Origin of the sequence: Streptomyces sp. NPDC051684, from assembly GCF_044453445.1 — a bacterium.
In the GTDB taxonomy this organism is placed as follows: Bacteria; Actinomycetota; Actinomycetes; order Streptomycetales; family Streptomycetaceae; genus Streptomyces.
The window spans coordinates 14,792-32,851 of sequence record NZ_JBITCS010000058.1; the positions used below are offsets into that span (position 1 = coordinate 14,792).

Annotated in this window: 19 protein-coding genes; 4 read left to right on the forward strand and 15 right to left on the reverse strand. The window is 72.2% G+C overall.

All coding sequences use genetic code 11. The features are described from left to right. Positions 1 to 4: 4 nt before the first annotated feature. From ACIA8D_RS39095 to ACIA8D_RS39150, 12 genes are all read right to left on the reverse strand, one after another. Positions 5 to 901: a sucrase ferredoxin gene (locus ACIA8D_RS39095; RefSeq protein ID WP_399239786.1), complete on the reverse strand. Its 897-nt coding sequence runs from the start codon at positions 899 to 901 to the stop codon at positions 5 to 7. A 6-nt stretch (positions 902 to 907) separates the two neighbouring features. After that, on the reverse strand, positions 908 to 2,113 hold the full coding sequence (locus ACIA8D_RS39100) for a cupin domain-containing protein (protein WP_399239788.1): 1,206 nt from the start codon (positions 2,111 to 2,113) through the stop codon (positions 908 to 910). Beyond that, positions 2,110 to 2,358, reverse strand: a complete 249-nt coding sequence (locus ACIA8D_RS39105) for a BatC protein (RefSeq protein ID WP_399239790.1) — start codon at positions 2,356 to 2,358, stop codon at positions 2,110 to 2,112. Before ACIA8D_RS39105 ends, ACIA8D_RS39100 begins: the two co-directional genes overlap by 4 nt. A gap of 143 nt (positions 2,359 to 2,501) precedes the next feature. Further along, a complete protein-coding gene (locus ACIA8D_RS39110; RefSeq protein WP_399239792.1) occupies positions 2,502 to 2,828 on the reverse strand; it encodes a hypothetical protein in 327 nt (108 codons plus the stop codon). A 72-nt stretch (positions 2,829 to 2,900) separates the two neighbouring features. Then, positions 2,901 to 4,160 (reverse strand): cytochrome P450, encoded by a 1,260-nt coding sequence (locus ACIA8D_RS39115; protein ID WP_399239794.1) that lies wholly within the window; start codon positions 4,158 to 4,160, stop codon positions 2,901 to 2,903. Then, positions 4,157 to 5,401 (reverse strand): cytochrome P450, encoded by a 1,245-nt coding sequence (locus ACIA8D_RS39120; RefSeq protein WP_399239796.1) that lies wholly within the window; start codon positions 5,399 to 5,401, stop codon positions 4,157 to 4,159. Before ACIA8D_RS39120 ends, ACIA8D_RS39115 begins: the two co-directional genes overlap by 4 nt. Then, positions 5,398 to 6,027, reverse strand: coding sequence for a GTP-binding protein (locus ACIA8D_RS39125; RefSeq protein WP_399239798.1), 630 nt, complete (start codon positions 6,025 to 6,027; stop codon positions 5,398 to 5,400). The genes ACIA8D_RS39120 and ACIA8D_RS39125 overlap by 4 nt, the downstream gene beginning before the upstream one ends. Continuing rightward, complete coding sequence (locus ACIA8D_RS39130) at positions 6,002 to 6,361, reverse strand: DUF742 domain-containing protein (RefSeq protein ID WP_385756304.1); 360 nt, start codon at positions 6,359 to 6,361, stop codon at positions 6,002 to 6,004. The genes ACIA8D_RS39125 and ACIA8D_RS39130 overlap by 26 nt, the downstream gene beginning before the upstream one ends. Further along, the gene (locus ACIA8D_RS39135; protein ID WP_399239800.1) at positions 6,358 to 6,780 is read right to left on the reverse strand and encodes a roadblock/LC7 domain-containing protein; all 423 of its coding nucleotides are present in this window, start codon (positions 6,778 to 6,780) and stop codon (positions 6,358 to 6,360) included. Before ACIA8D_RS39135 ends, ACIA8D_RS39130 begins: the two co-directional genes overlap by 4 nt. Next, positions 6,773 to 8,260 carry a sensor histidine kinase gene (locus ACIA8D_RS39140; RefSeq protein WP_399239802.1) on the reverse strand — a complete coding sequence of 496 codons (1,488 nt, stop codon included), beginning with the start codon at positions 8,258 to 8,260 and terminating at the stop codon, positions 6,773 to 6,775. The genes ACIA8D_RS39135 and ACIA8D_RS39140 overlap by 8 nt, the downstream gene beginning before the upstream one ends. Before the next feature lie 196 nt (positions 8,261 to 8,456). After that, on the reverse strand, positions 8,457 to 9,161 hold the full coding sequence (locus tag ACIA8D_RS39145) for an alpha/beta fold hydrolase (protein ID WP_399239804.1): 705 nt from the start codon (positions 9,159 to 9,161) through the stop codon (positions 8,457 to 8,459). Between the two features lie 5 nt (positions 9,162 to 9,166). Beyond that, positions 9,167 to 9,820, reverse strand: a complete 654-nt coding sequence (locus tag ACIA8D_RS39150) for a hypothetical protein (RefSeq protein WP_399239806.1) — start codon at positions 9,818 to 9,820, stop codon at positions 9,167 to 9,169. A gap of 120 nt (positions 9,821 to 9,940) precedes the next feature. Here ACIA8D_RS39150 and ACIA8D_RS39155 point away from each other — a divergent pair, with 120 nt between their 5' ends. Next, complete coding sequence (locus ACIA8D_RS39155) at positions 9,941 to 10,828, forward strand: hypothetical protein (RefSeq protein ID WP_399239808.1); 888 nt, start codon at positions 9,941 to 9,943, stop codon at positions 10,826 to 10,828. A gap of 63 nt (positions 10,829 to 10,891) precedes the next feature. Here the strand turns inward: ACIA8D_RS39155 and ACIA8D_RS39160 are convergent, their stop codons facing one another. The 3 genes from ACIA8D_RS39160 to ACIA8D_RS39170 form a co-directional block, all read right to left on the reverse strand. Next, on the reverse strand, positions 10,892 to 12,484 hold the full coding sequence (locus ACIA8D_RS39160; RefSeq protein ID WP_399239810.1) for a flavin-containing monooxygenase: 1,593 nt from the start codon (positions 12,482 to 12,484) through the stop codon (positions 10,892 to 10,894). Positions 12,485 to 12,487: 3 nt separating this feature from the next. Beyond that, positions 12,488 to 13,432: an alpha/beta hydrolase gene (locus tag ACIA8D_RS39165; RefSeq protein ID WP_399239812.1), complete on the reverse strand. Its 945-nt coding sequence runs from the start codon at positions 13,430 to 13,432 to the stop codon at positions 12,488 to 12,490. 171 nt (positions 13,433 to 13,603) lie between these two features. Beyond that, positions 13,604 to 14,809 (reverse strand): cytochrome P450, encoded by a 1,206-nt coding sequence (locus tag ACIA8D_RS39170; protein WP_399239814.1) that lies wholly within the window; start codon positions 14,807 to 14,809, stop codon positions 13,604 to 13,606. 160 nt (positions 14,810 to 14,969) lie between these two features. On the opposite strand from ACIA8D_RS39170, the gene ACIA8D_RS39175 reads away from it, so the two are divergent. From ACIA8D_RS39175 to ACIA8D_RS39185, 3 genes are all read left to right on the forward strand, one after another. Then, complete coding sequence (locus ACIA8D_RS39175; RefSeq protein ID WP_399239816.1) at positions 14,970 to 15,557, forward strand: dihydrofolate reductase family protein; 588 nt, start codon at positions 14,970 to 14,972, stop codon at positions 15,555 to 15,557. A gap of 117 nt (positions 15,558 to 15,674) precedes the next feature. After that, positions 15,675 to 17,012, forward strand: coding sequence for a glycoside hydrolase family 125 protein (locus ACIA8D_RS39180; protein WP_399239818.1), 1,338 nt, complete (start codon positions 15,675 to 15,677; stop codon positions 17,010 to 17,012). A gap of 45 nt (positions 17,013 to 17,057) precedes the next feature. Then, on the forward strand, positions 17,058 to 17,804 hold the full coding sequence (locus tag ACIA8D_RS39185; protein WP_399239820.1) for a phosphotransferase family protein: 747 nt from the start codon (positions 17,058 to 17,060) through the stop codon (positions 17,802 to 17,804). Positions 17,805 to 18,060 lie beyond the last annotated feature (256 nt).

Genomic DNA, 18,060 nt, shown 5'->3' on the forward strand with positions numbered 1-18,060 from the left:
GGGATCACACCGGCCGGATCGTCCGCGCCTCGTAGGCGACGGTCGCGCTCGGTTGCGGGCCCCGGCAGGTCAGCCGGTGCGGGGCCGTGCGGTGGCCGTGCACCTCGATGTCGAAGGCGGTCGGCCGTGGCGCGTGGAGCTCGACGCGAACGCGCCAGACATCTCCGTCGCGGGACGTGCCGGTGACGGCGTAGTCGTGGCGGCCGGACGGGCCGAAGTGCGCCAACAGGGCGGTGACGGCGGCCTGCTGGGGCGGCGCGAGGTCCGTGTACCCCCGCAGGTGCCGGGCGTGGATGCGTCCGGCCAGATGTTCCCGCACGACCTCGGTGGCCGAGTCCGCGTCGAGGTCGCCGTAGTACACCCCGTCCGGCACGACGACGACGTTGGCCGCGAACCGGTCCCCTCCGACGTGGGTGCACTCCCAGACGAGGTTCGGCCAGAGCCTGCTCAGCGCCTTCGCGACGGGGCGCCCGCGCACCGCGCAGCAGATGTCGTGCTGACCGTGGACGCAGACGAGGACGACCGGCGGACGGTCGAGCCCGCCCGGTGTGCGCAGGGCCTCGGCGATCTCCAGCAGATCGGCGTCGCGGGTCCAGGTCCCCCAGCGCTGCCGGTACGCGCCGGACGGTTCGTGGTGCAACACGGCCCAGCGGCCAGGGCCTTCGGACCGGGGGCGGGCGAGCCGTCTGACCAGGAGGATGCGGGCCCTGACCGCGTGGGCGGCGTCCCAGACGTGCGCCTTGACCTCCGGTTCGAGGTCGATGCCGTCGAAACCGTTGGTGGGCCAGGCGCCGCGGTACTCGACGAGCACCCAGACGGCGCCGCGCGGCGCCGTGCCCGCGAGGGAGTCTCCGCGGATGCGGGCGGCCTCTGCGCAGAAGAAGCGGTCGCTGGGAGGCACGGGCGGCTACCGTCCCGCGGGTACCAGGACGCCCGCGCGCAGCAGTCGTTCGGCGAGGGCCAGGCCGATGTCGCCCGCCGTGCGGACCTCACCGTCGAGCAGGCCGTGCACGGCGGCCCGGTCGCTCTCGGGGAAGTCGAGCCAGCCCACCCGGGTCGTCAGGCGGGTGCCCTCCCACCTGGCTTCGAGTGCGGCCCTGAGGCGTACCGGCGTCCGAGCGTCGAGGGTGTCGACGGCGGCGAGCTGGGCCAGCGGGCCGAGCGGGGCGGGGCGGCCCTGGCCTCGGCGGGTGCGGTGGAACAGCGGGGCGGGGTCGGCCTCGGTGACGGCGGCGGCGAGGCGTTGCCTGACGTCGTCGATCGCGTCGGCCGCCGCCGCGTCGCCCAGCGGAAGCGAGGCGCGCATGTCGGCGTCGCCGCGCAACTCGGCGAGAGCGGCCTCCGCGAGTTGTTCGGCCAGCGTGTACCGGGTCCAGACATGCACGCCCAGGGTCAGATGGACCGAGACCTCGCCCTGCGCCTCGGCGGCGTGCAGCCAGCCTCGCGGGAGGTACAGCACATCGCCGGGTTCCAGCACCGTGTCGATGTACGCGGGTTCGCGCGCCGCCTCGGCGACCGCCTCGCGGCGGTCGGTCCAGGGCTGGTCGCGCAGCGGATCGGGGTGCACAGGCTCGTGGACGAGCCAGCGCTTGCGGCCCTTGATCTGGACGACGAACACGTCGTGGACGTCGTAGTGGTCGTCGAAGCCCCGGTTCAGCGGTGGGGTGATGTACGCGTTGGCCTGTACGGGGTGTCCCAACTCGGCGCTCAACCGCGCGCACAGGTCACCGACCGGGGCCCACGTGCGCTGCAACGCCTGGAGGACGAGCGTGGCGCCGTCCGCGAACAGCCGCCACAGCGCGGTGTCGTCCAGCTGGTCCGCGATGGTCGCGCCGACGCCGCCGGACGAGGTGTACGACGACTCGGGGAGCACGGCGCCGTCCTTGGCCACGCGGAGGAACGGCGTACGCAGTCCTCGGCCCGACACGAGTTCGTCCACGGCGTCGGCCCCGAACACATCGGAGAAGTCGCTCGCGGCGTTCGTGAGCAGAGCGGTGCGCGACCAGACCTTGTGGGCGAATTCCTCGAAGGCGAGGCCGGTCAGACGGTTCTCCAGAATCCCGGCGCGCGTTGAGCCACCGGGATTCCGGAGCCCGGTCCGGGGAGCGGTCAAGAGGCGTTACCGCCGCCGTCCGCACCACCGTCCTGCACACCCGGCTGCCCGGCCGCACCACCATCGGCGGGACCTTCGGCACCACCATCCGCACCACCGTCCTGCACACCCGGCACTCCGGCCGCACCACCGTCAGCGGGGCCCTCGGCACCGCCATCCGCGCCACCGTCGTGCACACCCGGCACTCCGGCCGCTCCGCCGTCGGCGGGGCCCTCGTGCTCGTTCGCGTCCTGGTCGGAAACCACGGTTTCTCCTCTGGGTCGACGTCATGTGCCCGTCGACCCGTCGCTGAGGCCGGTCGCTGAGGCCGGTCGTGGCTCTGCAGCGGATCGAGGGCGGTTCGACCATGCTCACCCAGGTGTGGACCGTGTGCATCCGGTGGCGAGCCCTACCTGAGCCGTACGCCCAGGCGCAGTACGAGTGCGTCGCCGTCGAGCAGGTATTCCTTGATCATCCAGGACTGGGCGGGCAGATCCGTCCCCGCGCGGCTGGTGTGGGCCTCGACGGCGAGCACGGTCGAATCCGGCCGGCCGTCCCCGGGCACGAGGACCTCGGCGGCGGCCTCCTCGCCGTCCGCGAACTGCACGACGAAGGTCAGCGGTTGTGGGGTGTCGACGTGCGCCGTCGGGGCGTCGAGGCCCTCCACCCGGATGCGTGCTCCGGGGAACAGGTGACTGTGTCCCGTGTGTGCCCGGGGCTGGTCGGTACTCCCCATGGGTTCATCGTCACCCAGCCGTCATGGTCGTGCACGACGGCTGGGACGGGTCGGGCCGTGGGGCTTCGAGGCCTACGGTGTCGTGGGCACGCCCGTGCCGTGCAGGCGCACCGGGATTCGCTGCCAGCCGTAGGCGATGAACGACGGGACCTGGCGCAGGTCCTGTTCCCCGACGGCGAGGCTGAGGCTCGGGTAGCGGTCGAAGAGGGCGGGCAGGGCGGTGCGGGCCTCCAGGCGGGCCAGCGGGGCGCCGATGCAGCGGTGGACGCCGATGCCGAAGGACAGGTGGTCGTCGGCGTCGTGGGTGGCGTCGAACTCCGAGGCCGTCGGCCCGTAGTGCTCGGGGTCGTAGCCCGAGGCGGCGTACGTGGTGAGGATGGCGTCGCCCGCCGGGATGGTGACTCCGTCGATCGTCACGTCGGTGACGGCGAAGCGCAGCGGCAGGCTGGCGATGGAGGGGTGGACGCGCAGCGTCTCGTCGATGACGGCGTCCCACGTGATCTCGCCGGAGCGGACGGCGGCGAGCTGCTCGGGATGGGTGAGCAGGGCGACGACCGCGTTGCCGATAAGGTTGACGGTGGTCTCGAAGCCCGCGCCGATGACCAGGAGCAGGGTGTAGAGCAGCTCCTCCTCGCTGAGCCGGTCGCCGTCCTCGGCGCGCACCCGCAGCAGCTCGGTGGTCATGTCGTCGCCGGGGTGCTCGATGCGGTGGGCGATGATCGCCGGCAGCACCGTGCCGATCTGCTCCTGCACGAACGCGCCGTGCTCGGGGCTCGGGTCGGACGTGTCCATGATGGCGTCGACGAGCCGCTCCACCGGGCCGAGCAACTCGTCGGGCACGCCGAAGAGTTCGCAGATCAGCTGCATCGGCAGCGGGTTGGCGTAGGTGGGGCGCAGGTCCACGACCTCGTCGGGGTCCGCCGCGTCGAGAGCCTTGAGGAGGGTGTCGGTGATGTGCTCGACACGGGGGCGCATCGCCTCGGTGCGGCGGGCGGTGAAGCTGGGCGCGACGAGCTTGCGCAGCCGGGTGTGGTCGGAGCCGTAGGTGGAGAGCATGTTGACCACGCCGACCCAGCCGAGGACCCAGCCCCACTCGGGGTGTTCGCCGACCTCGGGCCACAGCGACCAGTGCTTGCGCGGGTCCTTGCTCACCTGCGGGTCCAGGATCAGCGAGCGCAGCGTGTCGTAGCGGGTGGGCGCCCAGGCCGGGATGCCGCCGGGCAGTTCGACGGGGACCACGGATCCCGCCTCGCGCAGTCTGGCGGCCTCTGCCGGCAGGTCGGCGCCGAACGGGTCGATGGCGATACGGGGCGAAGACGCGGTCTCGGTCACTCGGCTGCTCCTGACGAGGATGCGGTACGGGGGACGAAGCGGACGGGCAGTTCCGTCAGGGAGCGGTGGAACGGGCCGGTGCGCCAGGTCAGTTGTTCGCGCGGCGTGAGCGGTTCGAGGTCGGGCAGCCACTGGGTGAGGCGTTCGATGGCCTCGGTGGCGATGAGCAGGGTGTGCTGCTTCACCGGGCAGGAGTGCTCCCCGGCCGACCAGGACAGGTGCGAGGCGTCCTGCGGATGGCGCGGGGCCGAGGACTGTCCTGCCGCCTCCTCCGCGGTGTGCCCGAGCGCCCCGTAGGAGATGACGACGGGGACCGCCGCGCGCACCCACACGCCGTGGAAGGTGCGCGGCTCGCGGGCGAAGTGGATGCCGTAGTTGGCCAGCGGCGTCTCGTGGCGCAGGACCTCGACGACCGCGTCCATGACGGGCCGGGAACCGCTGGTCAGCGTCGAGTAGTACGCGGGGTTGCCGAGGATCCGCGAAAGGGAGTTGGAGACGAGGTTGGCGGTGGGCTCGTGGCCCGCGCCGAGCATGAGGAAGACCTGCCAGGTGACCTCCTCGGGGGTGAGCCCGAGGGGGTGGTCGAGCAGCCAGCTGGTGAGGTCCTGGCCGCGCTCGGCGCTCTTGGCGGCGACGAGGTCCAGGATGTAGCGGCCAAACTCCTCCTCGCCGCGCGCCGCGTCCTCGCCGCCGTCCATCACGCGGGCGATCGCGTCCTGGAGGCGGTCGCTCTCGCTGTCCGGGAGCCCGAAGAGGTTGTTGAAGACCAGTGACATCAGCGGGCGGGCGAACTCGCTCACCAGGTCGGCCCGGCCGCGCGGCGCCATCCGGGCGGCCAGCACGTCCACGGCGTGGTGCACCCGCTCGCGCAGGTCGTGCGGCTCCACCAGGTCGAAGGCGTCGGACAGCGAGCGCCGGTAGCGCACGTGCAGATCGCCGTCGTTGAACAGGGCGTTGGGCCGCCAGCGCATCATGCCGAGGATCGGCGCGTCGCCGTCGACGGTCTCCTCCCACGCCCTCGGGTCGTGCGACCAGCCCTCGGTGTCGTGCAGCAGGTCGAGTGCGGCCCGCCGGTCGGTGACGACGTATGCGGGTACGCCGGGGGCGAGTTCGGCGTGGCCCACCGGGCCCTGGGCGCGCAGGGCCGCGTAGTAGCTGTGCGGGTCGGCGGCGAAGCCGTCCTCCCACAGGCGGACCGGCGCGGACAGGTGGAAGTCCTCGGCCTGCGCGGGATACGTCATCGGGGCTCCGGGGTGGCGCGGTCGATCAGGTGCTGCACGAGGGCGAGCAGGGCGTCGACGGAGGAGTGCGTGTCGCGGGCGTCGCAGATCACCATCGGGGTGTCGGGGTCCAGGTCGAGGGAGACCCGGATCTGCTCCTCGGTGTAACTGCGGCTGTCCGGGAAGGTGTTGAGGGCGACGGCGTAGGGCAGCCCGGACTCCTCGACGAGACCGAGGGCGTCGAAGGACTCGTCGATCCTGCGGGTGTCGACCAGTACGAGGGCGCCGAGCGCGCCGTACGCGATGTCGTCCCACAGTGCGCGGAAGCGCTCCTGTCCCGGCGTGCCGAACAGGTAGAGCACGGCACCGCCCTTGAGGCTGATCCGCCCGAAGTCGATGGCGACGGTCGTGGTCTTCTTCTCCCGCACACCGGCGAGGTCGTCGACGGCCACCGAGGCCTCGGTGAGCTGCTCCTCGGTGTGCAGCGGGCGGATCTCGGAGACGGAGTCGATCAGGGTGGTCTTGCCCACCCCGAAAGGACCGGTCACCAGGATCTTCACCAACTCGCGCGCGGTGTCCGGGAGATGTACGGAGCTGTTGGCGGCGCCCGCGGGTGCGGGCTCAGCGCTTGAGGGCGCGGAGGCCATCGGCGACTCTCTTCAGCAGGTCGGGATCGGGCTGCGCCGCGGGCGGGACCGGTGGGCGGGCGCCCACGAGTCCCTGGTCGATCAGTGCGGCGGCGAGCACCCGTACGGCGGAGACCGGGAGTTCGAGCAGGGCGGCGGACTCGACCACGGTGAGCGAGCCGCCGTCCAGGGTGCGCAGCAGGGCGTGCTGCGCGGCGGGCAGAGCGGCGGGCCAGGGCGCGGCGACGCCCGTCAGTACGGAAAGCCGCTCCAGGCTGTTGCGGCTGGGCCGCGCGACCCCGCCGGTGGCGAGGTACGCGGGGACCAGCGGCCGGCCGCTCCGGCGGCCCGTCATGCCTCAGTGCCGCCGTCGGCCCCGCGCGGCGCGGCCGCCATGGCCTTCTCGCCGAGCCTGGCCACCTGCGAGTGGACCCGGTGGCCGAGCAGATCGAGCCGGACCTCGGGGTCGCCGAAGGCGGCCACGCAGGTGCCGTGCGCGGTGGGCGCGACGAGGATGTAGCCGTGGTCGGACTCGATGACCACCTGGCGTACGTCCGCGGACTCCTGGTCGGCGAAGGCGGCCGCCGCGGTGCGACAGGCGCCCTGCACGGTGCTGGTGATGGCGGCGACACGCTCCGCGGACGCCTGCGTCAGCGCCTCGGTGTATCCGGAGACCAGTCCGTCCCTGGTGAGCAGGACGGCGGCCTGGACGTGCGGGATCTCCAGGATCGGATCGAGGACCCAAGCGCTGTCGCCGAGGTCGCGGCTACTCATCGGGGGTGTTCCCTTCACTGTGCTCGCCGGTGCCGGGGCGGTCGCCGGCGGTGTCGTGCGGTTGCTGTGCGGGCCGCTCCTCCCGCGCCGCGGCGGTGGCCGCCTGGAGTGCGCCGAGGGCGGCGGCCTGCTCCTCGGGGCTGCGGTGCGCGGCGGGCCGCGGCGTCGGGGGTGCCGGGCGGGCGTCCGCGCGCGCGTCGGTGCGGGCGCGGCGGCGCCGTCGGGGCAGCTCGTCGCCGTCGGCGGGCGGGGTGTCCGGGCGGGCGGGCGGCATGGCAGGAGCAGCCGGTGCCTCGTCCGCCGCGAGGGCGTGCGTGGTGTCGTGGCCGGTGTCGTCGGCGGTCTCGCGCGTGGAGCGCGGGGCCGCGGCGGCGGGCCTGCGCTCCTCGGGGGCGATCTTGCACAGCAGGTGGTCGCGGACGAGAAGGACCGCGCGGACGCCGCCGTACGGCGAGGGCGACGACAGGTCGACGGACAGGTCGAACTGGCGGGTGAGCTGGCCGATCGCGGCGAGTCCCATGCGCGGCGGGTCGCCGAGCTCCGACAGGAGGATGGGCTCCTCCCCCGCCACCATCCGCTGGGCGTGGGCCCGTTCGTCGGAGCTCATGCCGACACCCGCGTCGTCGACGGTCACGCTGACGCCGTGGTGGACGCGTTCGAGGTGCACGCCCACCGAGGTGTCGGGCGAGGAGTGCCGCAGGGCGTTGTCGAGGAGTTCGGCCACGATGATGGCGACCGGCTCGACGGCGTGCGAGATCAGGCCGGTGCCGTCCTCGAGGTGGTTGTGGACCTCCACCCGCTCGTATCCGGCGAGCCGGGACTGGCCGCCGGTGACGGCCTCCACCAGGTGCGACTCGCCGCGGGCGAGCCCGACCCAGGCCCCGCAGACCACGGCGGCGACCTGCGCGCGGCGCAGCGACTGCTCGTTCTCGTGGTCGAGCGCGAACAGGGTCTGCGCCAACTCCGGGTCGTCGTAGCGCTCCTGGAGCCCGCGCAGGACGTCCTGGAGCCGGTACAGGCCCGCCTGGATCTCGCGGGTGGCGCCGCGCATCCCGGCGCGGGCGGAGGCGTCGACCCGCTTGCGCTCCTGGGCGATGGCGCCACGCAGCACGTCGAGCACCGCGCCGAGGCCGTCGGCCAGTTCCTTGCCGCCGAGTTCGGGTTGCAGGGGGCCGGGCACCTGGTAGTGCGGATGGGCGGCGTGGGTGGCCGTGGCCGGCATGCGGGTGCCGGCCAGGTGGGCGATCTCGGAGGTGAACGCCGCGGTCAGCTCGTCGAGTTCCTCGCGGGCGGCCTCGGCCTCCGCACGGGACGCCTCGAGCTCCAGGCGGGACGCTTCGAGGCGGGAGCGGAGCGACGCGGCTTCGACGCGCTGCCTGTCGCCGCGTTGACGGGACTTGACGAGGCCGCCGCCGAGCACGAACGCCGAAACGGTCCCGGCGGCCAGCGCGCCCGCGGCCAGCTCGGGTATCTCAATCATGGATGCGGACCTCGAGGGGAAAAGGGCGTGGGGGCCGACTGCGAGGAGCGGACGGGGTGGGGGTAGGAGACAGGGCGCGGAAGCCCGGCTGTCGCTTTCGACCCTACCCCCCGCCACACGTTCGAGTGAAGCCGTCTCGGGATCTTGAATCGCTTCACCGCGCGGCCCATTTGACGGGGCGCCACCCCCGAGGGGGTTACCGGCGGTCCATGCGTCCGTCCAGTTCCTCAATGGCCGCGACGACCGCGCCGGGTGTCTCGTACATGGGGCTGTGGCCCGAGTCGACGAGGTGCAGGCCGGCGCCGGGTATCGCGGCGGCCATGTCCCTGGCGGCCTCGACGGTCCGGACGGGGTCGAAGCGGCCGTGCACGATGGAGACCGGCATCCGCAGCGCGGGCAGGTCCGGGGTGAGGTCGGCGGCGCGCTGGCTGCGCAGCACCTCCAGGGCCGAGCCGAGGGGCGCCTCGAGGGCGTAGTCCAGCAGGCGTTGCCGGTCCTCCGGTGTCGGGGCGTGGTGGAAGGAACGGTCGAGCACCGGGCCGACCACGCGGGAGGTGCCGTCGCGCTCCATGCCGGCTATCAAGGCCGTGACGTCGCCGTGTCCGCGCATGTGCGGTCCCGTGTTGATCAGCATGAGGCCGCCGACCAGGTCGGGGCGGGACAGCGCCAGGCGCAGGGCGATGGCGCCGCCCGTGGAATGCCCGATCAGCAGCACGGGATCGCTCCCGTCGGCGGCGAGCCGGTCGGCGACCCAGCCGGCCACGCCGTCGAGGGTGCAGCTCGGCGCGTCCGTCATCCAGGAGGGAGCGCGCACATCGAACCGCTCGTCGAGCAGCAGCCGCACCCGGTCGTAGATGACCGGCGAGCAGAACGTCCCCGGGAGGGCGACCACGGTACGCATCCCGCTCACCCCGTGATCGAGAAGAAGATCGTGTCCTGGGTGAACCAATCGTGCTCGTGGTGCTCGTCCCACTCCTCGTGCTCGAACTCGAGACGTTCGATGAGCAGTTGCAGGTCGAAGGCGAAGCTCTCGTCGATCCGGTCCAGGACCGCCCGGTAGGCGTCGACCGCCGGCTTGACTCTCTCCAGCGGCCAGTGGCCGAAGTTCTCCATGGCGTGCTCGGGCAGCGGCAGCGGAAAGGGGAACTCGGTCGGCAGGCCGCCCATGACGTGGCCACCGGGGAGCAGGGCGGCGGGGACTCCCGCGCGGCGCAGCTCGGTGTCGAGCGCGTCGAAGAACGTGGCCGGCTTCGAGTGGACGGCGAGGTCCACCGGATCCGAGGCGTTGCCGTCGATGACTATCTGCATCGCCTCCGCGTACGCGTTGCCCGCCGCCTCCGCGGTGCAGGTGGCGTGCCCGGCGAGCAGGTGGTCGAGCGCCTCGGGCACCGTCAACTCCCAGCCCAGGTGCTGCCGCTCCACGTCCGCCTGCCGGGCCCGCGCCCGCTCGTGCATGAACGCGGCGATGCGCCGCTGCTCCGCGGTGAACTTCTCGGCGGCGCCGAGGAACCCGATGACCTGCGCCTTGGCCGCCGTGCTGAACGAGATGATCCGACTCATACGCACACAGTGCCAGGCCCCACTGACAACGCCCCCTTGGACGGCGCGAGATGGGCGAGGACCCCGTCGGGCGCCGAGTTACGCATGGGCCCGGTGCGTCGGGCAGGATGTGCGGACGCAATGGCACGGGGGAGGAATTCACCAGCGAGCAGCAACTATCCGGGCCCGTACGGTGCGCAGCCAGGGCAGCCGGGGCCGTTCCCGCAGCAGGGTCAACCGAGCCCCTTCCCGCAGCAGGGTCAGCCCGGCCCGTATGCCCAGCCCGGCCAGCCCGGCCCGTTCGCGCAGCCGCAGCACGGCGGTTACGGGTTCCCGCAGCAGCCGGGTGGATACCCGCCGCGGCGTGGCGGCGGCAAGGCCCTGGCGATCACCGCCGGCGTGGGGGTGGTTCTGGTGGCGATCGGCGGCGCGCTGTTCTGGTTCTTCGGCTACAAGGGCCTCAAGGACGACGGCCCGCACACGCTGACCGCGCCGTCGACGATGTCGTTCTCCAACTACTACCGCAACGGCGACGAAGCGGACCCGAACCTCGCCTCGGACGATCCCAAGGTGTTGGCGTGGCACGAGATGAAGAAGTCCACGGAGCTCGCCGCGAGCTACTCCGACCAGATGCTCAGCGGCGTCGACACCTCCGATCCGGGCGCGGCAGCGGACTCGTTGCAGCGTGCGCAGGACGGCAAGAGCTTCTCGGTCACGGCCGCCTACGGCAGGTTCGAGAACCCCGAACTGGCCTTGAGCTACTACTTCGAGCTCGTGGAGAAGAAGGTCAGAGCGGCTACGGACAAGGCTCCCGGCAACCTCGTCACGTTCTTCGGCACGCAAGAGGAGGCGGAGGCGGACTCTCTCAGCGGAGCGGCGCTGGAGTGCGTGGACTTCGAGGTGGACAACCGGGCCGACGACGCGCCGGCCACCGAGACGACATGGTGCGGCTGGGCCGACTATTCGACGGTCGGGATCGTCACGCCGCGAGACGGGACCTTCGGAGTGTCCAAGGAGGACGCGGCGTAGCTCACGGGACACATCCGCAGCGAGATGCGCGTCGAGAAGTAGGGCCTGCCGTCACACTCCCGGTCAGCTCAGCTCGAACCCGTGGTAATGGCTCACCGCGATGCCGTTCGTGAGGTCGCGATAGAGGCCGACGCCCCCGATGAACGGCATGAACACACGTTGTTTGCCGGGGATGTTGGCTCCCATGTACCAGGACGCGGCCTGCGGCATGAGCGTGAGGTCGGCGAGGTCGTTGGTGGTGTTGACCCAGTTGTCCTCGGCGTCGGGGTCGGCCTCCATGCGGTCGAGTCCACGCTCGCGCAGGTGCGTGAGGGCGCGGGTGATCCAGTCCACGTGGTGCTCGATCGAGGTCATCATGTTGGAGAGCACGGACGGGCTCTGGGGTCCTGTCACCGTGAACAGGTTGGGGAAGCCGGCCGACATCAGGCCCAGATACGTGCGCGGCCCGTGCTCCCACTTCTCCCGCAGCGGGCGGCCCTCGACGCCCCGGATGTCGATGGCGTTGAGGGCGCCGGTCATCGCGTCGAATCCGGTCGCCATGACGATGACGTCCACGTCGTGCGCGACCCCGTCCGCGGTGCGGATGCCGTGCTCGGTGATGCGCCGGACGGGCCGTTCGTTGAGATCGACCAGAGTGACGTTGTCCTGGTTGAACACCTCGAAGTAGCCGGTGTCGACGCACATCCGCTTGCTGGCGATCGGGTACGTGCGCGGGGTGAGCCGCTCGGCGAGTTCGGGGCTCTTGACCTTCTCGCGGATCCGGGCGCGGACGTACTCGGCGACGGCCTCGTTGGCCTCCGCGTCCTTGAGCAGGTCGCTGAAGCCGCTGCCGAAGCAGAGGCCGCCGTCGTCCCAGCGGCGGTCCAGCTCGCCGCGGATCAGCGTCTCTTCGGTCTCGGCGAGCAGCACCTGCCCGTCCTCGTCGCAGTCGAAGCCCTTCGAGGAGGCGCGGGACACCTCGCGGCGCTCCGGGTAGCGCGCCCGCGCCGCGGCGAGACGGGCGGCGTTGGGGCCGTTGTGGGCGGGCACCGCGTACGACGGGGTGCGCTGGAAGACGGTGAGCGAGCCCACCAGCGGGGCGATCGCGGTGATCGTCTGCAGCCCGGAGGAACCGGTGCCGATCACGGCCACCCGCTTGCCGGTCAGGTCGGCGCCCTCGCGCGGCCAGCTCGACGTCCACAGCACCTCGCCCGCGAAGTCCGCGAGGCCCTCGAAGTCGGGCCGGGAGGGCACGGACAGGCATCCGGTGGCCGCGATGACGTGGCGGGCGGTGCGGGGTGTGCCGTCGGAGGCGGTCACGGTCCAGCGGCGCGCCGTGTCGTCCCAGTCGAGCGACTCCACGCGGGTGTTGAGGACGATGTCGCGGCGCAGGTCGAAGCGGTCGGCCACATGGCGGACGTAGGAGAGGATCTCCGGCTGGGCGGCGTAGCGCTCGCTCCAGTCCCACTCCTGTTCCAGGTCGGCGTCGAACGAGTAGGAGTACTCGACGGACTCGATGTCGCAGCGGGCGCCGGGGTACCGGTTCCAGTACCAGGTGCCGCCGACGTCCGCGCCGGCCTCGACGACCAGGGTGTCGAAGCCGAGTTCGCGCAGCCGGTGCAGCTGGTACAGGCCGGCGAAACCGGCACCGATGACGATCACGTCGTGGTCGGCCATGGCTCACACCGTCCTTTCGGCGACGAACGTGTTGATGTGCTCCGCCACCAGGCTCAGCCCGTCGTCGAAGCCCGGCAGGATGCCCACCATCTGGAAGAAGGCGTGCATCTGGCCCGCGGCCTCCTCCAGAGCGACCGGGACGCCCGCGTCGCGCAGGGCCTGCGCGTAGGCGACGCCCTCGTCGTGCAGCGGATCGCACTCGGCGACGTACACGAGCGCGGGCGGCAGGCCCGCGAGGCTGTCGGCGCGCAGCGGGGAGGCGTCCGGGTGGGCGCGGGCCCGCTCGTCGGGCAGGTAGTGGTCCCAGAACCAGACCATGGTGTCTCGGGCCAGCAGGAGCTGGTTCTGCGGGGCGAGGTACGAGGGCCGGTCCAGGTCGCAGTCGGTGACGGGGTAGACGAGGGCCTGGTAGGCGATGACGGGCCCGCCGCGATCCCGCGCCCAATGGGTCATCACGGCGGCGATGTTGCCGCCCGCGCTGTCGCCCGCGACGAGCAAGGGGGCGCCGTCCGGCGCGAGTTCGGCCGCGTGCTCCGCGGCCCAGTTCAGTCCCGCCCAGCTGTCCTCGACAGCGGTCGGGAACGGATGCTCGGGCGCCTTGCGGTAGTTGACGAGGACCACGGTCGCCCGCGTCGCGTTCGCCAGCCGTCGGCCCACGTGGTCGTACTGGAGGTCGATGTCGCCAAGGACCCAGCCGCCGCCGTGGAAGTACACGACGACCGCCTGCGGGGTGCCCTCGGGACGCAGCACCCGAATGCGGATCCGCCCGCCGTCCCGGCCCTGGATCCTGACGTCCCGCGCCTGTGCGACCTCCGGTCCCCGGCCGCTGAGACCGGAGAGGATCGGGCCGTGCAGCCGGGCGACGGCCGGCGTGGATTCGTGCATCGCCGGGCCGTCGGCCTCGGCCAGTTCCGCCAGGAACATCTGGGTCACCGGTTCCAGTGGCATGCGGCCGTCCCCTCGTCGATCCCGCTCGTCTTCTCGGAGGTGATGCGCGTACGGCAGCCGGGCCCGGTCCCGCGCACCGGCCGCTGTACCGTGCACGGACCATGCTCGTCGGAGATCCCCTCGGGGTCCAGACCTCGGCGGGAACCGGGTCGCGGTCGCCGCCGCCTCCTCTCACCCACCGGTCGCGAACGGCAGCGTCTCGTAGCGGCGCACGTAGGCGCCGTCCGCGAACGTGCCGCGGGCGGCGTCGACGGTGAACCGCGGGAAGCGGGCGAGGAGTTCGGTGAGGACCGTCCGTCCCTGGAGGCGAGCCGCCGCGGCGCCCAGGCAGTGGTGCGGGCCATAGCCGAACGCCAGGTGCTGCGGGGCGCCGCGCTCCAGGTCGACCTCGTCCGGGCGGGGGCCGAAGGCGCGCGGGTCGCGGTTGGCGGAGCCGTAGAGCAGCAGGATCCTGGCCCCGGCCGGCGCGGTCCTGCCGTGCAGCGTCAGGTCCTCGGTGAGGGTGCGGGCCAGGCCCTGCACGGGCGAGGCCAGGCGCAGCGCCTCCTCGACGAAGGGGGCTGCCGACTCCGGGTCGGACGCGGCCCGGTCTCTCAACGCCGGCTGTTCGGTGAGGAGTTGCGCGGTGGTGGCGAGCAGGCCGATGGTCGTGTCGTTCCCGCCCGCGATCATGGTGAAGGCGAAGCCGAGGATCCGGATCACGGCCTGCGGATCGTCGCCCAGGACACGGACGAGGTCGGAGACGGTGTCGTCGGCGGGGTCCGCGCGGCGCCGCTCGACGAGTTCCGCGAAGTACGCGAAGAGGTCCGTGACCGCCTCGTGGGCGTCGAGCGCGTGGCCCTTGGCGCCCGCCTGGACGATCGCCCGCGTCCAGCCGGCGAACCGCTGCCGGTCGGCCTCGTCGACGCCCAGGTAGTGCGCGACGACGAAGCACGGCAGCGGCCGCATCAGCTCGGCGACGATGTCGACGGGACCGCCCGCCGCGGCGCTCCCGTCGATCGCGTCGAGGCGGGTGCGCACGAAGGCGCGCACCGCGTCGGCCACGGACTCCACGCGGCGCGGCGTGAATCCCTTCGTGAGCAGGGCGCGGAACTCGGTGTGCTCCGGCGGGTCCAGCATGACCAGCGGCGGCGCGACGTCGACCCCGACGGCGGCCATGTCGTCGCCGACCACCGTCAGTCCCTTGCGCGAGGAGAACACCTCGGGGCGGCGCAGGGCGTCCAGCACGTCGACGTAGCGCGAGAGCACCCAGTAGTCGCCGTCCTCGACGTGGTGCAGCGGATCGTGGTCGCGCAGGGCCGCGTACATCGCGTAGGGGTCGCGCCAGGACTCGGCACCGCGGGGACGGAATCGGGCGGGTGGCTCGGCGATGCTCATGGCCGCACGGTGAGCGAGATCTGACGCACTGTCAATGGACGGCGGGGCAGGCGTCGGCCACGGATTTGAGGTGCGACGCCGGAATGCCGATGAGTCCCACCGTCACCGGCGGTCGATGCCCGTGACGGACGAAACGACGGCGAGCGCTGGGAGACCCACGATGGCCAAGGTGTTGACGCACATGACGATGTCGCTGGACGGGTTCATCGCGAGTCCGCGGGACGAGGTCGGGGAGCTGTTCGAGTGGTACGAGGCGGGAGCCGTGAACGTCCCGAACCCGAACGACACCGTGACGTTCCAGGTCGACGAGGCGGGCGCACGGGTACTTGAGGAGTTTACGGGGAATTGCGGCGCCCTCGTCGCCGGGCGGCGGCTGTTCGACATCGCCGACGGCTGGGGCGACAAGCATCCGGCGGGCGCACCCGTCGTCGTGGTCACGCATCGCGCACCCGAGGACGCCGCCGGGAAGTGGCCCACCACGACGTTCGTCGACGGGGTCGGGGCCGCGATCGCCCGGGCCAAGGAGATCGCCGGCGACCGGGACGTCACGATCGCGAGCGCGGCCGTCACCCAGCAGGCGCTCGACCTGGGCCTCGTGGACGAGGTGTGCGTCAGCCTCGTGCCGGTGCTGTTCGGCGAGGGGATCCCCTACTTCGCGAAGCTGGCGCGTGGCCACCTGCTCCTGGAGGACCCCGTCGTCGTCCAGGGACGCCGCGCCCTGCACCTGCGGTATCCGGTCCGGCGATGACCGCTCGCGCACTCCCCCGACCGGCAGGGCGGGGCCCGTGCTCGATGTCCGCCGCGGCCTTCCGCGGCCCTTGTTCGTGATCTACGTTTGGCAGCGCCCGCCATCGAAAGGCCGACGATGCCGTTCCCCCTCAGCGTCCAGCACAACCCGGTCGTCCAGCAGGCGGTCCGCCGTCTCGACGAGCTCGGCGACCCCCGCTTCGGACAGACGCTGGTGCGCTGCCTGGACGACACGCTGGCCCGCACCATCCGCCCGATGCCGGACGGCACCGCCTTCGTCGTGACGGGCGACATCCCCGCCATGTGGCTGCGCGACTCGACGACGCAGATGATGCCCTACCTCGCACTCCTGAAGGACGACACGGACCTTCAGGAGCTCCTCCTCGCCGTGCTGCGCCGCCAGTTCGGCCAGATCGCGCACAATCCGTACGCCAACGCGTTCAACGCCGAACCGTCGGGCCGCGCCCACGACGCGGACGACCTGTGCGAGGACCCGTGGGTGTGGGAGGAGAAGTACGAGGTCGACTCCCTCGCCTTCCCGCTCCTGCTCGCCCACCGCTTCTGGCGGGCGACCGGGCGCACCGACCACCTGGCGCAGGCGATGGAGGCGGCGCGCTCCGCCATCACTGTGTGGCGCACGGAGCAGGACCACGAGCATCTGTCGAAGTACCGCTTCGTGCGGGCGAACGTGCCGCCGACCGACACGCTGGGCAACGGGGGCCGCGGCACGCCCGTCGCCCCGACCGGGATGACGTGGAGCGGCTTCAGGCCCAGCGACGACGCGTGCACGTACGGGTACAACGTGCCCGCCAACCTGTGCGCCGCCGCTGCCCTCGACGGCGTCGCCGCGATGGCGCGGCACCTCCAAGACGGCGAACTCGCCGACGAAGCCGCCCAATTGGCGGGCGGGCTTCGGGAGGCGACCCGGCTGCACGGCACCGTCGACCACCCCGGGCAGGGTCCGATCTACGCCTACGAGGTGGACGGGCTCGGCAACGCGCTCCTGGCGGACGACGCCAACATGCCCAGCCTGCTGTCCCTGCCACTGGTCGCGGACGTCTCGCCGTCGGATCCGCTGTACCTGGCCACGCGCGCGTTCGTGCTCTCCCCCGCCAACCCGACCTGGTACCGCGGAACGGCCGCCGAGGGCGTGGGCAGCCCCCACACCCCCGACGGCCACATCTGGCCGATCGCTCTCGCCGTGGAGGGCCTGACCAGCAACGACCACGACCGGCGGCTTCAGTTGCTGCGCACGCTGATCGCCACGGACGGCGGAACCGGCGCGATGCACGAGTCCTTCCACAAGGACGACCCGGACACGTTCACTCGCGACTGGTTCTCCTGGGCCAACGCCATGTATGCCGAACTGGCCCTGGACGTGGCCGGTTGCGGCACGCGTTCCCTGTGGGACACGTCGTCGGGTGCGGGCGGCGGCTGGCCGCGTCGCCGCACGTGAGAAACCCGGCGACGTCGGCGATCACCCCCGGGACACTGGTCGGCCATGGATGAGGTCGAAGTCGTCGTCGCGCATTCCGAGCGCGCGACCCTGCGCGTAGGTGAGGTGTTCCTGAAGGTGGATGCCGATCAGGGGCGCGTGGACGCCGAGGTCGAGTCGATGTCCCTCGCGCCGGTCCCCACCCCTGAGGTGCTGTGGCGCAAGCCGCCCGTGCTCGCGCTCGCCGCGCTCCCGGGGACGACGCTGGGACGCCTCGGCGGGCCGTCGACCGGATCACCGATGGCATGGGCCGCCGCGGGCGCCGCCATCCGGAAGCTGCACGACGCGCCGCTGCCGCCCCGGCCGGGCCGGGCCGATCGGAGCACCGCCGCCCTGGCGGCGGAACTCGACGACGAGTGCGAGCGGCTCGTGACGAACCGGGTCCTGCCCGCGGACCTGGTCACCCGCAACCGCCAGGTCGCCGAGGCCGCACTCCGGCTGTGGACTCCGGCGTTCACGCACGGCGACCTGCAGATCGCGCACGTCTTCGTCGACGGCGACGAGGTCACGGGCATCATCGGCTGGTCCGAGGCGGGCCGGGGCGACGCCTTGTACGACCTCGCCACCTTCACGCTCGGCCACGAGGAACACCTTGACGACGTCGTCGTCGGCCACGGCACCGACGTCGACCTCGACGTGATCCGCGCGTGGTGGTCGTTGTGGAGCCTGCTGGTGGTTCGCTGGCTGGCCGAGCACGGGTTCGACCCGTTCGCGCCGAGGTGCGAGGTCGATGTGCTGAGGTCCCGGATGTGAGGGCTCGCGGGCGCGGCTGCCGTGAGTCCGTTCCGACGCATGGAGCGAGCGGCTCCTCTGCGCGCTAGGGCCCTTCTGACGGATCAGGCTGGATGCGGGAGGCGGTGCGACAGCTGGCAGGCCGGCCCAGCCCGGCGCGCTGACGGCGGATTGTCAGACGCCCCCTAGGTCGTGTCCGCAAAGTGGTTGGCGCGTTGGTGTTTTCGTGGTGCGTCGTCATGAGCTGACTGATCAGGCCTGGGTGGTCGTTGAGCCG